Below are 14,836 nucleotides of genomic sequence, written 5' to 3' on the forward strand. Positions count from 1 at the left end.
GAACCGGCGCGACCTCCGACGCGTCCCACCGACGGTGGGGGCGGCGGACCGCAGTGGGAGGAAGGTGAGTGGCGTTGACCGACCATCGGGCGCAGGTCGAGGAGATGATCGCCGATTACCGGCGCAGCAGTCAGCGGCTTTCCGAGGTGGACGACGAACTCGCCACGATCGAGGAGACCGTCGGCGACGAGCGCGGGGAGGTCTCGGTCACCGTGGGCTCCGGGGGAGCGTTGCGGCGGGTGTGGTTGGCCGAACAGGTCTACCGCACGTACTCCCCGGACGAACTCGGCGGGCTCCTCGTGCGACTGTCCGCGACCGCCACCGCGCGGATCGCCGAACGCACCGACGCGGTGCTCGCGACGGTGCTCCCCGCCGGAGCCGATCCCGCCGCCCTGCGCGCTGACTCCGCGGCGTCGTCCGATTCCGCGGCGTCGTCCGGCGCCGCGCCCCCCGTCACCGGGGTGTCGGTGCCGTACGGAGCCACCGTTGCGGACAATGGACCGGAGACTTCGGCAGCGGAGCCAGAGCAGGAGGAGTCGCTCGAACCCCGCAGTTGGCTGCGGGACGTCGGAGCGGCGGAACGGAACCGGTGATGACAGGTTTCCAAAGTGACCTCGGGAAACTCACCGAGCACGCCGGGGAGTTCACCGAGCACGCGGAGCAAGCCAGGCGGATCCGCCACGAGCTGCGCACCGCCCTGGAGGCGTCCGGCGAGTGCTGGGGCTCCGACGAGGCGGGAGCCAGGTTCGCCGAGCTGCACCTTCCCGGCGCCGAGCGCGCGTTGCGCGGGCTCGAACGGTTGCCGGACGAGCTGGCGGAGATGGGAACGAAGCTGTCGGAGGTGGCCGATACCTACCGCCGCACCGACGAGGCGGCGGCCGAACGACTGGACGGGATCGATGCCGGGCCGGAACGGGAGTGATCGGATTGGGGATCGAACTTCCCGTCGAACTGCGCGGGGTGGCCGAGCGCACCGGCGCGCACTGGCCGGAGGCCGATGAGGACGCCATGCGCGAGGCGGCGGCCGCCTGGCGTCGTGCCGCCGAATCGCTGGACAGGTTGGCCGCCACCTCCGACGCCTCGGCGGGTGGGGCGCTAGCCGCGATCGAGGGCGAGACGGCGCGGGCCGCGAGCAGCCGGTGGCGGGAGTTCGTCGAGCCGGACACCGGTCGGCTGCCGGGTAGCGCACGGGAGTGCGCGGCCGCGGCCGATCGGCTGGATCACGCCGCGGACCAGGTGGGGGCCGCCAAGGTGCGCATCGTGCGGGAACTGGTCGCGCTCGCCAAGCGGACCGACGCGGCCGAGCGCGCCGCCGCGGCGGGGAACCCCTCCGCCGCGTTGCGGGCCGAGTCCGCCGTGGGGGAGACGGCCGGCAACATCGCCGAGCTGAACCGGACTCTGGTCGGGGCGGTGGACAGTTCGAGCGGGGTCACCATCGATTCGAGCGCATCACCGGGATCGGCATCGCCCGACTCCGCACCGCTCGGCCTTACCGACGCGAACGACGAACCGGCCACCGGCGTCGGGGCGGTCGCGAATCGGGTGACGGACGTGAGTTCGGTGGAGGACGCCGTTGCGGGGGCGGGCGTCGTGGGTGAAGGCGCTCTCGGCGCAGCCGGGGCTGTCGAGGAAGAAGGTGCTGTCGGGGAGGCAGACGCCGGCGGTGAAGCGATTGATCGAGCGGCTTCGTTGCCGGACCGGTCGGCGGCTGCGATCGACGAGACCGTCCCACCGGGCCGAGGATCCGAGCAGCACGAGGAAACCGGCACTCCCCGCAGTCGGATCTCGGAACTCCTCTCACCCGACATGCCGGGCTCGGACGAGCGCGGTCCAGCAGTGGGATCCGGTGCCACCGGAGTGCCACCACACGCGAATCCGGCCGAAGAGGCTGCCGACCGGGAGCTGACCGGACCCGTCGCACCGGAAACGGTTCGGCGCGCCGCCGCCGGCCCGGCGGGTGGACCGGATGCCGGGACCGGACCGATACCCGTAGTGGAGCCCGACCCGCACTCTGCCGGCGGCCCAACGGCCTCGGGTGCTGGTGGCGAACGCACGGACGCCGGGCGGGATCCGATCACCGCGCCGCAGGCCGTGCACCAGGCCTGGGCCTCACCCGCCGCCGCGCCGCCTCCCGCGCCGCCGGGTTCGGCCGCGCCGCCGCTCGCCGGTCCCGCACCACAACCCGGTGCCGTTCCGCAGGGGCCCGCCGGGCAGCCGGGGATGACGGGACAGCCCGGCCCCGCTGGGCAGCCCAATCCCGCTGGCCAGCCCGGAGCCACTGCGCAGCCGCAGCGCCCCGGTCCTCCGCCACCCCCGGGCGCTCCCGGAGGGGGCAGGGGAGTCGGACAGCCGGAACCCGGGCAGGCAGCTCCGCGCCCCGGACCTCCGGCACGGGGCGGTTACCAGCCGACCGGGGTGGCCCATCCGGGCGCGGCGCCACCGGCGGGACGTAATCCGTTCGCTCCCGGCGGCGGGATGTCCCAACAGCCCCCGCCACCACCGCACCCTGCGCAGCAGCCTCCACCGCAGCAATCTCCGCAGCCGCAATCTCCACAGCAGCAGCCGGGCGAGGGGCGACGTCCGTTGCGGGAGAACCAGCGGGATCCCGCCGTCGTGGCTTTCGTGTTGCACCAGTTCCCGCTGGGGCACATGCCGGTGGCCGAGACCCGGCCGAGCAGGCAGTGGTCCCCTTCCGGGCAACCGTCCGAACGGGACACCCGCACGGTTCCGCCGCAGTCGCATCCGCGTGCGGACCTCGTCGAGGAGTTCGTCGTTGCCGCGCTCACGCGCTCCGTCGCACGCCGGGACGTGCCGGGAGTAGCGGAGGAAGCGGCCCGCACGATCCCGGCGGAGCTGCTGGTCGGCTACGAACCGCTCGGTCCGGAAACCGAGGTCGGCGAGTTCGAGTGGGAACGGCGCTACCTGCTTCCCGGACCGGACGGGAACCGCACGCACGCCTACGACTGGCCGGTGCGGCACGGTTTCGCGGACAACGGTGTCGAGGAGCCCGCTCCCGAGGTGTTGCCGCCGGGCACGATGCTCGATCGGCTGGGTGACGAGCGGGGGATCGTGCTGGCTCCCGAGGGGACCGCGTTCGCCGATCGTTCGCTACCTCCGGAGTTCCGGGAGCGGGCCTATCGGCGTTACCGGGTGGTGCACCCGTTGCCGGTGTGGCTCACCCGAACCGTCGCCTGGTTCGAGCAACCCGGCACCGGACTGCGCTACCGCACGACGCACCCGATCACCGAACTGCTCGCCCTGGGACTACTGGCCGATCCGGCTGTCGAATCCGAAATGGAGACTGGGGCCCAACACGGGGATGTCTCCGGACAGGAAGTTTCGTCCGGTGGTGTCGATGTTGCCGGGCGGAACGACACGTCCGAACAGGACGAAGCGGCTGACTCCGAAACGACGGAACGGACGGTGCGGATCCATAGTGAGGACACGGGCGTCGAGGTGAGGTCGATGACGGCTTCCGCCGAGACGCCCCGCTGATGCTCGCCGCTGTGTCGACGCTGGAACAGTTCTTCCGCGTTCCCAGCGCCGAACTCCCACCACCCACGCCACTCGCACCGCCGCGGGTTCTCGCGTGCGGCGTCGATTTCTCGCGAAATCGTCGTGCCGGTGGGGGAGGTGTGGCTCGGGCGGTGCCAATTTCTCGCGAAATCGCCGCGACGTTGCGCCGGGGACTCCGGTGCGTGAGGCGGATGCATTGCAAGGCCGGGTCGCCTCGCAGCGTAGGTCGCTACTCAAGAGCGGCCCAACGCAGCAAGGCGCCGCCTCACGTGCCGGCTACCCGACCACGCACGCAACTACAGCTGTGAACTCCAAGGAGGCCGTGTGAATTCCGAATCCGTGCTGGGATGGCTGGAGGCGATGGGAGTGCCGTCGCAGGTGGTTTCCGTCGCGGCCGAGCGCGACGACGCCTGGTGCCTGCTGCGGGACGACTCCGAGGGGAAGCCGGTCTGGGACGTGTTCTGGCGCGAGCAGGGCAACCGCTACGACTGGGCGCGGTTCTCGGCCGAGCGGGTGGCCTGTTTCTACCTGTTCGGGCGGTTGACCTGGACCCAGGCGCTGCGGGGCGCGGTCGGCCCGCTCGACTCCGGCAGCACGCCGCCCAGGGGAGTCCCGCTCCCCGGTGGCTCTGTCGATCCCGGCAGTGGCCCCTCCGAATCCGCCAGCGGTTCTTCGGGTTCTGGCAGCGCTTCTTCGGGTTCCGGCAGCGGCTCCCCCGAGGCGAGCAACGGCCCGGCGACCCCCGCCACCGGCAGCACCCCGGCCGTTCCCGGCTCCGGGAGTCCCGATTCCGGAAATCCCGCTGCTGACCCCGTGGCCGGGAGCCCCCTGGAGCGTGAGTCGGGCACTCATGCGGCCACCGGCACCGAATCCGATGCCGGGGCTTCCCACCGGGATACTTCCGGAACCGAGCAGGGCAACGCCGGGTCGGAACGGCGCACCTCGGGCGGCTGAGCACTCCCCACCCGCGCGGCGATTTCGCGAGAAATTGACGCCCAGGCCGGCCGACGCGCCTCCTCCTGGAACGGTGCCGAAAACGAGTGTACGATCGTCCGCTCCGCTCGGTAGACTCTTGACCATGACCGTTGCCGCACCACCCCGACCCACCCCGGTCGAGCGGCGGGCTCGCGTGGCCGTTGCCGCGCTGTTCTTCACCAACGGAGCGCTGTTCGCCAACCTGCTGCCGAGATTTCCGCAGATCAAGGCGGATCTCGGGCTCGGCAACACCGCCTACGGGCTGGTGGTCGTGGCATTCCCGGTGGGGGCCGTCGCGGCCGGGTTGGCCGCCGGCGCGGTCGTCCGTCGGCTGGGGTCGGCACGGGCAGCGGTGCTCGGGACCCTGCTGACCGCGACGGGAATCCTCGGGGCCGGTCTGGCGAATTCGGTGGGATTCCTGGTGGCGGTGTTGTTCCTCGCCGGAGCGCTGGACGCGTTGGTCGACGTCGCGCAGAACGCCCACGGATTGCGGGTGCAGCGCCGTTACGGGCGTTCCATCATCAATTCCTTCCACGCCCTCTGGTCCGGCGGCGCCGTCGTCGGCGGTTCCATGGCCGCCGCCGCGATGGCCCTCGGGCTCGGGCGGGGGCACCATCTGGCGATCTCGGGGGTGGTGTTCGCGGGCGCGGCCTGCTTCGCCTGGTGGTTCTGCCTGCCCGGTATCGACAACGAGGCGGAGTCGGAGCGCGAAAGCGACGGCGGCACCGAACAGGTGAGGCGCGGGCCGGATGCGCGCATCGCGTTCGTGCTGGTCGCTCTGGTCGTCATCGCCGTGGCGGGAACCGTCGTGGAGGACGCGGGCAACTCCTGGGCCACCCTCTACCTGTCGGACTCGCTGCACGCCCCGGCGGCGCTGGCGGCGCAGGGCTACGTGGCGCTGGTGGCCGCGCAGTTCGTCGGCCGCATCCTCGGTGACCGGCTCGTGGGCCGGTTCGGGCAGCGCAGCGTGGCCCGCGCCGGTGGTCTGATCACCGCCGTCGGTATGGGGCTGGCGTTGGCCGCGCCCACGGTTCCCGGCACGATCCTCGGCTTCGCCGCCGCCGGGTTCGGGGTGGCGACGCTGGTGCCCGCCGCGATGCACGAGGCGGACGAGCTGCCCGGGCTCAAGCCGGGGTCGGGGCTGACCGTCGTCTCCTGGCTCATGCGACTGGGCTTTCTGCTGTCCCCACCGCTGGTCGGCATGGCCGCCGATGCGGCGGGGCTCCGGGTGGGGCTGCTGGTGGTGCCGCTGGCCGGAGTGCTCGTGCTGCTGTTCGCCGGAGTGTTGAGCAACCGGCACAACTGAGCGTTGTCGGTGCGCGGTTACTGACAGGGCACTGTGGACCGCTTCAGAGCGTACGATCGTACGCATGCCGAGTGACTACTTCGCGGACGATCCGCGCACGAATCTCGAACGCATGGCTGCCGGTGATAACTACATAGCCGACGACCCCGAGTTCGGCCGCATGCAGCAGCGTGCGGTGCGGCTGGCCGCCCGCTACCAGGCCGCCTACGTCGAGGATCCGGACGCGGCGCGGCCGATCCTCGCCGAACTGCTCGGCTCGTTGGGGGAGGAGGCGCACCTTCGGCCACCGCTGCACGTGGACTACGGCAGCAACATCACGATCGGGGCGCGCAGCTTCGTCAACTACAACCTCACCGCGCTGGACGTCGCCTCGATCACCATCGGTGAGGACTGCCAGCTCGGTCCGGGAGTGCAGCTGCTCACCCCGACGCACCCGCTGGAACCGCAATCCCGGCGCGACAAGCTGGAGGCGGCGAGCCCGATCACCATCGGCGACAACGTGTGGCTCGGCGGCGGCTGCATCGTGCTGCCCGGCGTGACCATCGGCGAGAACTCCGTCATCGGTGCCGGTGCGGTGGTGACCAGGGACGTGCCCGCCGACGTCGTCGCCGTCGGCAATCCGGCCCGCGAGGTCCGGAACCTCTAGGATGCTCAGTGTCATGGCTACCGGACACACCGACCCGCGGCGCCGCGAGCGCATCATCGACGCCACCCTCGACCTGATCGCCGAGGAGGGGATCGCCAACGTCTCCCACCGCCGGATCGCCACCCGGGCGGGGGTGCCGCTGGGATCGATGACCTACCACTTCGGCGGGCTGGAGGAGCTGCTCCGGGAGGCGTTCGGCCGGTTCGCCGAGCGGATCGTCGCCCTGTTCGACAGCTACCTCGCCGCGCCGAACGACCGGGAGCGGGCCAGGGACGCGGTGACCGACCTCATCCACGAGCTGTCCGAGGACGATCAGCGCTACCTGGTGCTCACCCAGGAGCTCTACACCCTGGCCGCCCGGCAACCCGCCTACCGGGAGCTGACCAAGGAGTGGATGCGCCGTAGCCGGGTCCACCTGGAGAGGCACTTCGACCCGGACACGGCCCGCCAGCTCGACGCCCTCATCGAGGGAATGACCCTGCACCGCGCCCTGACTCCCGAACCCCACGACCGCGCCCTCACCCGCGAGGCGGTCACCCGCATCACCACGAGAGACCCGGCGCAGCGCTGACCCGCGCTGATCCCGGTGCCTTGGCTCCGCTGTCCTGCTCCCGCTGCCCCTGTGCCCCTGTGCCCTGCGGCGCGGCGATTTCGCGAGAAATTGACGGAGCTGGAGCCGCACAGCCGCACTGGCGCGGCGATTTCGTGGGAAATTTACGCTCACCGATCATGAGCCGGGGCTTCGCTTCGGGATCCGGGCTCTCGGAGGCGCCGTCAGCCGCTTCGCCTCGATGCGGAACCGGTGCGGGATCCGTCGTCCGGTTTCGGGAACCTGCTCCCGTCGTTGTGCTCGGCTTCGAGCCGTTCGACCTCGCTGCGCAGTGCGTGCTCCGTGAGCTCGTAGAGGCTCGCGGTGTGTGCCACGCGCCCGTCGAGCGCGCCCACCGCGTTCTTGGCCCGATCAAGGGTGTCCGGCGCTACGAAGGACTCCACCTTCAGGTTCTCGATGCTCCGTGCCCTCACCTCACGCCCGACCTCGGCCGCCACCAATATCACGGTCAGCACGCCGATCGTCCACAGAATCCATTTCTCGACACCGAGAAACAGCAGCAACAGGAACATCGCCACCGCGAACACGGTGGCGACTCCTCTCGGGGGCGTCCGTTTCACCGCGTCCCGACCTCCACGTCGTCATCGCCCGGTCGTATGTCCGGGCGACAACCTACCGGTGTTTCGCCGCTACTTGCGCAGCGATTGCGGCACCGAATCCTTGCCGCCGATGAAGGTGGCGGTGGTCGGCCGGGAACGCAGCGGAACCAGCCGGAAGATCTCGTGGTCGAACGGTCGCTCGTTCGGGCTCCGGAGCTGCTGGATGCGCTTGTCGTTCGAGTCCCAGTGCAGCACTCGATCGATTCGCGGCTGTGCCACGTCATCGGCCGACCACGACTCCTCGACGAGATCCTCACCGCCGTCCTGCTCGGACTCGTAGCGCAGCACCGCCGCCCACCAGTGCGGCGGGTCCAGCCGCACCCGCAGCCACTTCCGCGTGGTCCATGCCCACAACTGGGTGGTCACCGGCGCCCGCTCGGGCATGACCTCCAGATGGAAGCCGTCGTTGTCCGACCACGCCGCCGTCCAGTCCTCGGCCATCCGGTGCAGCCCAGCCCAGCCGTCATCCAGGCGACGACGTCCGCTGCCGTGCAGCGTCCACGAAGTCCTCATACGTGCTCCTCACGCAGCCGTTCGGCCAACTCCGTCATCCCGGCCGGGCGCTGCCAGTCGGGATCGCTGACGCTGACGGTGCCGCACCCCGCGGTGGTCCTCCCACCGATGCCGACCAGCCCGTCGTGGATGTCGGTCAGCGCCGCCTCCAGCAGCAACCGGTTCGTTCCGGTGCGGTTTTCTGGAGTAGCAGCCGAGTTCGACACCCCGGCCGGTTCCGGCTCGTCGAGCGGTTCGAGCTCGTCGATACGCAGCCGGAACCGTCCCGCCGTCACCACCTCGTCGGTGTAGAGCAGCTTCGGCCGTGCTCCGCCGGTGAACCTGTCAATCGCCACGTGCTGCCGCCGTTCCGCGACGTGATCGGTCACGGTGCTGTCGTGCACCGCGATCCTGGCTCGGCGGGTGTGCGCTTCCTTGCCGCTGAATCCGAAGATCCGGCACGGCCTGCACCGCCCGCAATCCCCGCCCGTGCACGCCGCAGCGCCTACCACGCGGCAGATGTACTCCACGCGGGAGCGCAGCACTCCCTTGAGGCTGGTTCCGGGAACCAGGAACTCGTCCTCGTCGCGCCGGAGCGCTTGACTGATCAGCTTGCCGCTCTCCGAATCCGTCTCGGGCTCTCCCGCGCCGATGTGCAGGCCGTCTTCGATGCGCAGTTCCACGTCGATCAGCCGGTCGTCCGGAGCCTCGCTCGTGCACGGCTCCGCGGTCGGGTAGTCCTCCGGTGAGGTGAGTCCGATCCAGTCCAGCAGGTCCTTGCTGTTGTCGAGGTCGTAGACGCGGTGTCCGAGTCCGACCACCTGGCACTTTCCGGCTCCGTGACTGGCCCCGCGCCCGATGCTCGGCCGCCACTCCCGCAACGCCCGCAGGAACGTATCGAGGCGCTCGTCCGGGTGCTCCCAGCGCAGCACCACGTCGAACTCGGTCCCGGCGGCCAGCAGCTCGGTGTGGTGCAACTCGGTGTTGGCCGCCGCCCCGCGTTTCCGGTCGATCGAGGTGCGCTTGGCCGTCGAGGTTTCCTTCTCAACACGCAGCAGCGTGCCCAGCACTCCGACCGGTGAGGCGGCGCGCCGCTCGTTCGGTTCCGGAGCTGGGCCGAACAACTCCGGCAGATCTCCGGTTTGGTGCAACTCGGTGTAGTGGGAGCAGTGCTCCCGCAGGCTGCCCGCCACGGTCGAGCCGGGGAGATGAACGTTGTTGTTGTGGTCCCGGCGCAGTTCCACGGTGTTCTGCGGTGCGTCGAGTGCTTCAGGCGCGGTCACCCCGCCGGGAGTGAGCATCCGCAGCCGGAGGCTGAACAGCGCGCTTTTCATCGGTTCTGCTCCATGTACCTCAAGATCTGCTCGTAGATTTCCGCGTCCTTGACCGTCAGCACCGCTTGGATGGCCTGGTGGATTCGATCGTCGTACTCGGTCGACCGGAGCGCATCGTCGAACTGGGAATCGTCGGCATTGTCCAGCCGGATTTCTTCGAGCCGTGCCTGGAATCGGGAAACCAGCTCCGGATGAGCCCGCAGTGCGGCTGCGTGCCCGGTAAAGGAGCTGATTCCCCACGGCGGTTCGCAACGGTAGAGCGCCCCGAACCCCTCGCGGCGGCGCAGGCCGATTCCGCGTGTCATCAGCCTGCGTCGGGCGGTATCGGTTGGAGGTTCCGCGCACCTCACCCGGTAGGTCGAACCGGCCGCGACCACCCGCTCGACGGGTTTGGGCAGCCCGCTGGCCGCGTGCCACCCACCGGCCTCCTCCCATCGGGTCCAAGAGCCGGTGATCTCCACTTCGGACACGTCCAGCTGTTCGGACAGCTCGTCCGGATCCGGCGTCGCACTCGGCATGCCGAACTCGTCCACGAACGCGCCGGGTGAGGCGAGCCGCAGCACGACCTCCTCGCCGTAGAGCTCCACCGGTTCGGGAAACGCCTCGGTGTCCACCTCGACAGTGGCCTCACCACGCAGGCTGCGCCGCGATCCCAGCAACAGCGATTCGATGGCCGTGCCCTCGGGGTACAACGCCCGCACCGCGTCCCCGTAGACCCAGCCGCGCAGCAGCAGGCCGTCCTGCACTGCCCGCTGGCTGTAGAGGCTGCCGTCCAGCGCCACCCCATCGGTGGACAGCGCGACCATGGTGCGGTCGACGCTCGGAACCTTGCCGTACGGCTGTCCCTTGCTTTCCTCCAGCTGACTGCCACATCTGTCGTTCGGGCAGTGGCTCGCTTTCTCACCGCGAGCCTGGTCCCACCACAGGGTGTGGCATTCGTCGGTGGGCTCGTACTTGTGCGTCAGCATCGACAGCGGGACGGGTTTGCTCGACGCGTAGTGCAGCGGCCCGAAGGAGCCCTCCCCCTCGAAGACCCGCTCGAACTCCGGGGAAGTGTTGGCCTCGGTGCCGTGCTCCCGCAGCCACACCGCCGCCAGCGCTCCGCGCAGCACCGAGCCGGGCACGTGGTTGTGGCTGTCCTGCCGGGAGTCGGCGCGCGGGTTCTTGCCCGCCACCATCGGCTCTTCGAGACGCACTGTCACCAATGCGTGTTGGGTCATGCCTGCTTCAACTCCAGGAATTCCGCTACGGATCGCTCGTCCAGTTCGACGTTGGTGCAGCTGATGCCGACCCAACCCAGGCCGCGCCGGGTCTCCGCACCGAGCGAGTGGATGGCCTGCCCGGTCACGGCCAGCACCAGTCGGTGTTTGCGCAGCGTTTCCCCACTCAGGTGGCCGCGCGATTCGACGCGGAACTCGGCGCGCTCGGCCCAGGTCTGCTCGCTGACCGCCAGCATGTCCTCGCTCGCGCTGTGGGTATTCGGGTCGATCCGTACCCGCGCCGCGGGCTGTGGCGCGGGCCAGCTGGAGGTACCGGGCTTCGCGCTTTTCCAGCGCCACGGGGACTCGTGGCGGTAGGAGCCGAACACCTCACCGACGATCGCCGCTTCCTCGCCGAGCAGCCGCCTGGCGGTGGCGCGCATGACGCCCTTCAGGCTGGTGTTGGGCAGCCGTTCGCTGTCGGGGACGGAAGAGTCCACTCCTGAGCGGGCGTGCCCGGTCGATACCCGGAACGGTCCGTGGAAGGTTATCTCGAATTCCACCGTGGATTTCATGACCACTCCTTCCACCAGCGCACCATGCCCACCGCGTCCTCGAGCGGGATGGAATCGGAATCGAACCTCGCCACGAGTTCCTCGCGGCCCAGCCGCTTGGCCTGTTGGTGGAGCCGCTGTTGATCGTTCGTGCGGGCGAGTTTCGCCAGGTTGGCGAGTGCGGAGCCGCCGAGCTTCGACAGTTCCGTCAGGTCGCCCCAGCAGTGCTCCAGCGTTTCCGGAGTGATGCCGCCGCGTCCGACCGGGTGCGGCCCGTCATTGGTGATGTCCTGCCAGCCCAGCGAGGCCCTGCTGCTTCGGTAGTCGCGCTTGGTCTCCTGCAGCAGCTCCTCGGCCAGGTCCGAGGCCGTCGCCAGCGGGCTCGAATGGTGGTGGAACACCATGCCCACGGACTGCGTGGGCACCTTGATGGTCCCCAGCCCGGCATCTTTGAGCGTTTTCCGTAGTGATTCGTTGAACTTCCGCTGCATCTCCAGGGCGAACCGCCACGCGCGGTGCGCGGGCAGGCTGACCAGCACGTCGTCGCCACCGACGAGGTGCGCCACGAGCGGCAGCGTCTTGATTCCGGAGTCGCTCTCAGCGTCGGGGTTGGCGACCGCTTCGATTCCTCGCAGCAGGGCGCACCAGGTCGCGTCATCGATGGCCTTGGCCATGTCGAACTCGCCGCCACGACCGCGAGACCGCTGCTTGTGCAGCTCCTTGCCGAACTGGCTGATCGCGTCGCCGTCGGCGTACACGGTCGCCAGGTGCGTGTTGTCGCCCCGTTCGCCGAACTTCTCGACCAGCTCGGGGAACTTGTCCGGAATTCGCGCAGCGGTGTTGTGCTGCTTATCCCAGAGGTCCAGCAGGTCCCGTTCAGTACCCGGGGTCCGCTCCGCCTTGTCACTGGATGGGCTTCCCGCGTTGTCATACCGGAGCAGGCAGTCCGGGCACAGCGCTTCCTGCTTGCGTTTTTCCTTCGCCCCGGTCCAGCGGTGGCCGTTGGCGGGCCACGTCTGACACCAGTCGCACTGCTTGCCCAGCGGCCATTCGGAGACGGCGGCGGGCCAGTCCCGCTCCCAGCACGCGGGGGCACCGTCGTGGGCGGCCAGCCAGTCCTCGCCCCGCCGCAGCGTGCTGCGCAGCGAAGCTCCCGGTAACCACTCGCGCAGGTGACCCACCACGAGCCGCTCAACCCGGTGCCGCGTCTCCTCATCCTCGGCCCGCAGCCGCAGCGGCACCACGCCGTCCACGTGGCCCGCCTCGGCGCACCGCTCCGCGTGGTCCTCCCAACCCGTCAACAGCGAGTCGATCGTCTCGGATTCGGTGGCCCGTCTGATCATGGCGGAGGCACCCCGTCGTCCGGCGAGATCCGGGACCCGGCTCAACCACGACTGGATGCGCACCACCGCCACATCCAGATAGTCACTCATCGCCGCTTGCCTTTCGGGTGGTTCTTCCGGTTCGCGTTGTCCCGTGTGCCGCTCCGCCGGTTACTCGGAGGCCACATCTGGTTCGGCAGCTTTTCGGACTTTTCCTCGTCGCCGCCCTGGGCGTTGGGAATGATCGGCAGTTCCTGGTTCTGCTCGTCGATGTCCGGCAGTGCCAGCAGCGGGTATCCGATCCGGGGGTTCGCGGTTTTGGAGCTCAGCTCCGTACCGCTGGTCCGCTTCCAGAACTCGTAACCCCGGTCGAAGTTCTCGGAGTCCTGCTGGTTCCAGTACGCGCCCGGCGGGTACCAAACCGAGTTCGGATTCACGGTGTTCGGTGACAGCGCCTTTCTCAGTTGCGGCCAGAGTTCGTGAGCTGCCGGTGCCTGTTGGCGCATCCAGCTCTGGAACTCCGCCCGGAACCGCTCCGGGCTCGGGTCCACCGGTTCTTGTGCCGCGCCGTACCGTGCCCCGGAACGGCGGATCTCACTGGCGTGCTCGTCGAGCTCGAACGTGCAGGAGCCGAGCCCGAGCGGGCGACCGCCGCCGACGTGCTGCCACAGTTCTCCGCCCAGCACCGAGCTCGGAGACAGGCAGGCCAGCAGGCCACCGAGCTGGACCTCGTCGACATCGGTGAAGGCGATGGTGACGGTGAAGCGGGTTCCGGTCGGGAACAGCTTCGCCTCGCTGGTCATGTCGCTGTTGAGTTGGTGTTTCCGTGCCTCGGCTCGACTCGGCTTTCCCCCGTTCTCGGTTGGGGTGTGCCAGTAGTGCTTGCGGCCTCGGAGATCGCGCGGCTGATCACCTTGGTCGGCGGCCGAGCCCCACTCTCGCAGTGGCGGGTCCACCGCCGCGTTGCCTCGAACCTTGGCGTCGTTGACCAGGTAGAACTGCCCGGCGCCGGGACGTGGGATGCCCATCGGCGGCAGCGTCACTGACCACGGGGTCACTTCGTCCAGCGCCACCGCGTCGCCGACGCGGACGTGGCCTCGGTAGGAGCGCTGCTGTGCTTTCTCGCTGTCCTTGCCCGCCGTGTCCGCGGAACCGAACAACCGGCAGCTCGGGCACAGCTCCTCGTGGTCACGGCAGGGCAGCAGTTCGGGCCTCACTCGGTCTCCGGCGGGGTACTTACCGGCGTGACGGCCGAGCATGCCCAGTCGCAGACTGTCGATCTCGCCGTTGGACTTCGTGGTCACCCACACCGGCTGGCCAGGGCGCAGTCGTTTAGAGGCCAGGTGTCGCCTGCCCAGCTCGTACCTGGTGCCCTGCTCGGCCTTGCGACCTTTCGGGACGTGGGTGAAGGTGACCTCGGTGAAGGGGTCCTGTTCGTCCCGCTTGCCCTGCTGGGCGGTGCGCAGCTCGTCGGCGTTCTCGACGGCGCTGCGGAAGTCGTCCCAAACCTCTTGTTGAAGCTGTTGTTTGGGGGATTCGCCGGTGAAGCTGCGGATGTGCGCGTAGTAGGGCTGGTGCTGCTTGCGGGCACTCGCGTCGCTGAGTAGCACCACCCACTCACCTTCGGAGTGGTGGTGGGCTCGTACTGGCCTTCCGCTTTCGTCGTCGAAATCCACCTTCAGCCGGTCACCGGAGGTCAGCGGCTCTTCCTCGCGGTGGAGTCGCGCTAGTTCCTCCTGGCGCAGTCGGGCTTCGGTAGATCCCTTGTCGCACACTCGCAGCACCGGTGGGGTGTCCTCGCTGTCGTGCCGCTCCACGATCGCCATGTGCCGCTTGCCGGATTTCTCCGTGGAGGCGGGATCGCGGTATCCGGGAACGAAGTCCTCGTCGAACACCCGCAGGCAGCTGCCGGTCAGGGTCTCGTGCAGCGAGCGCAGGGCTCCCTTCAGCGAGGAGCCGGGGATGATCGGGGTGCCGTCGGGTCTGCGCGGCAGGTCGGGCTCCGCTCGCTTCGTGTCGTTCATCTCGCGGATCAGCAGCGGGGTTCGCGCGTGGAGCGTGAGCACCAGCTTCCCCGAGAGCAACTCGCCCTGTCCGAGGTGGCCGTGTGGTTCACAGCGATGTGGTCCGGCTTTCGGGAACGGAACGAAGGTGTAGGGGTTCACGAAGGTGTCGTTCAAGCACTGCCTCCCCAGGCTGCGCGAATCGAATGCGCGTTCGGCAGAACACCAGCGGTGATCACTGCGGTAGGTTACCGAACGATCATCGTTCGTGAGGGGGATT

13 protein-coding genes and 1 pseudogene are annotated in these 14,836 nt (G+C 69.4%); 7 read left to right on the forward strand and 7 right to left on the reverse strand.

Going from position 1 to position 14,836, the window contains the following annotated elements:
• Positions 1-74: 74 nt before the first annotated feature.
• From BLR41_RS16280 to BLR41_RS16310, 7 genes and pseudogenes are all read left to right on the forward strand, one after another.
• On the forward strand, positions 75-593 hold the full coding sequence (locus BLR41_RS16280; protein ID WP_143013105.1) for a YbaB/EbfC family DNA-binding protein: 519 nt from the start codon (positions 75-77) through the stop codon (positions 591-593).
• Positions 593-922, forward strand: coding sequence for a WXG100 family type VII secretion target (locus BLR41_RS16285; RefSeq protein WP_092629467.1), 330 nt, complete (start codon positions 593-595; stop codon positions 920-922). The genes BLR41_RS16280 and BLR41_RS16285 overlap by 1 nt, the downstream gene beginning before the upstream one ends.
• Complete coding sequence (locus BLR41_RS23720) at positions 919-3,495, forward strand: glycohydrolase toxin TNT-related protein (protein ID WP_092629469.1); 2,577 nt, start codon at positions 919-921, stop codon at positions 3,493-3,495. Before BLR41_RS16285 ends, BLR41_RS23720 begins: the two co-directional genes overlap by 4 nt.
• A gap of 345 nt (positions 3,496-3,840) precedes the next feature.
• A pseudogene (locus BLR41_RS23880) lies at positions 3,841-4,098 on the forward strand (hypothetical protein); the annotation flags it as partial.
• Between the two features lie 496 nt (positions 4,099-4,594).
• Positions 4,595-5,797, forward strand: coding sequence for an MFS transporter (locus tag BLR41_RS16300; RefSeq protein ID WP_092629470.1), 1,203 nt, complete (start codon positions 4,595-4,597; stop codon positions 5,795-5,797).
• Positions 5,798-5,861: 64 nt separating this feature from the next.
• On the forward strand, positions 5,862-6,443 hold the full coding sequence (locus BLR41_RS16305; RefSeq protein ID WP_092629472.1) for a sugar O-acetyltransferase: 582 nt from the start codon (positions 5,862-5,864) through the stop codon (positions 6,441-6,443).
• A gap of 13 nt (positions 6,444-6,456) precedes the next feature.
• Entirely contained in the window at positions 6,457-7,014 is a 558-nt protein-coding gene (locus tag BLR41_RS16310; protein WP_092629652.1) for a TetR/AcrR family transcriptional regulator, read from the forward strand.
• Between the two features lie 203 nt (positions 7,015-7,217).
• Here the strand turns inward: BLR41_RS16310 and BLR41_RS23550 are convergent, their stop codons facing one another.
• From BLR41_RS23550 to BLR41_RS16345, 7 genes are all read right to left on the reverse strand, one after another.
• A complete protein-coding gene (locus BLR41_RS23550; RefSeq protein WP_245694328.1) occupies positions 7,218-7,613 on the reverse strand; it encodes a hypothetical protein in 396 nt (131 codons plus the stop codon).
• 69 nt (positions 7,614-7,682) lie between these two features.
• Positions 7,683-8,165, reverse strand: coding sequence for a hypothetical protein (locus tag BLR41_RS16320; protein ID WP_092629473.1), 483 nt, complete (start codon positions 8,163-8,165; stop codon positions 7,683-7,685).
• Positions 8,162-9,478 (reverse strand): RAMP superfamily CRISPR-associated protein, encoded by a 1,317-nt coding sequence (locus tag BLR41_RS16325; RefSeq protein WP_092629474.1) that lies wholly within the window; start codon positions 9,476-9,478, stop codon positions 8,162-8,164. The genes BLR41_RS16320 and BLR41_RS16325 overlap by 4 nt, the downstream gene beginning before the upstream one ends.
• The gene (locus BLR41_RS16330) at positions 9,475-10,698 is read right to left on the reverse strand and encodes a type III-B CRISPR module-associated Cmr3 family protein (protein ID WP_092629476.1); all 1,224 of its coding nucleotides are present in this window, start codon (positions 10,696-10,698) and stop codon (positions 9,475-9,477) included. Before BLR41_RS16330 ends, BLR41_RS16325 begins: the two co-directional genes overlap by 4 nt.
• A complete protein-coding gene (locus BLR41_RS16335) occupies positions 10,695-11,252 on the reverse strand; it encodes an RAMP superfamily CRISPR-associated protein (protein WP_092629478.1) in 558 nt (185 codons plus the stop codon). Before BLR41_RS16335 ends, BLR41_RS16330 begins: the two co-directional genes overlap by 4 nt.
• Positions 11,249-12,664 (reverse strand): Cas10/Cmr2 second palm domain-containing protein, encoded by a 1,416-nt coding sequence (locus tag BLR41_RS16340; RefSeq protein WP_092629480.1) that lies wholly within the window; start codon positions 12,662-12,664, stop codon positions 11,249-11,251. The genes BLR41_RS16335 and BLR41_RS16340 overlap by 4 nt, the downstream gene beginning before the upstream one ends.
• Entirely contained in the window at positions 12,661-14,733 is a 2,073-nt protein-coding gene (locus BLR41_RS16345) for a TIGR03986 family type III CRISPR-associated RAMP protein (RefSeq protein WP_176798015.1), read from the reverse strand. Before BLR41_RS16345 ends, BLR41_RS16340 begins: the two co-directional genes overlap by 4 nt.
• Positions 14,734-14,836 lie beyond the last annotated feature (103 nt).

Origin of the sequence: Actinopolyspora mzabensis, assembly GCF_900101095.1 — a bacterium.
Taxonomy (GTDB): Bacteria; Actinomycetota; Actinomycetes; order Mycobacteriales; family Pseudonocardiaceae; genus Actinopolyspora; species Actinopolyspora mzabensis.

Coding starts and splice junctions, on each gene's coding strand:
- BLR41_RS16285 (WP_092629467.1), top strand. CDS start 593: ATGACAGGTTTCCAAAGTGACCTCGGGAAACTCACCGAGCACGCCGGG.
- BLR41_RS16300 (WP_092629470.1), top strand. CDS start 4,595: ATGACCGTTGCCGCACCACCCCGACCCACCCCGGTCGAGCGGCGGGCT.
- BLR41_RS16305 (WP_092629472.1), top strand. CDS start 5,862: ATGCCGAGTGACTACTTCGCGGACGATCCGCGCACGAATCTCGAACGC.
- BLR41_RS16310 (WP_092629652.1), top strand. CDS start 6,457: ATGGCTACCGGACACACCGACCCGCGGCGCCGCGAGCGCATCATCGAC.
- BLR41_RS16320 (WP_092629473.1), bottom strand. CDS start 8,165: ATGAGGACTTCGTGGACGCTGCACGGCAGCGGACGTCGTCGCCTGGAT.
- BLR41_RS16325 (WP_092629474.1), bottom strand. CDS start 9,478: ATGAAAAGCGCGCTGTTCAGCCTCCGGCTGCGGATGCTCACTCCCGGC.
- BLR41_RS16330 (WP_092629476.1), bottom strand. CDS start 10,698: ATGACCCAACACGCATTGGTGACAGTGCGTCTCGAAGAGCCGATGGTG.
- BLR41_RS16335 (WP_092629478.1), bottom strand. CDS start 11,252: ATGAAATCCACGGTGGAATTCGAGATAACCTTCCACGGACCGTTCCGG.
- BLR41_RS16340 (WP_092629480.1), bottom strand. CDS start 12,664: ATGAGTGACTATCTGGATGTGGCGGTGGTGCGCATCCAGTCGTGGTTG.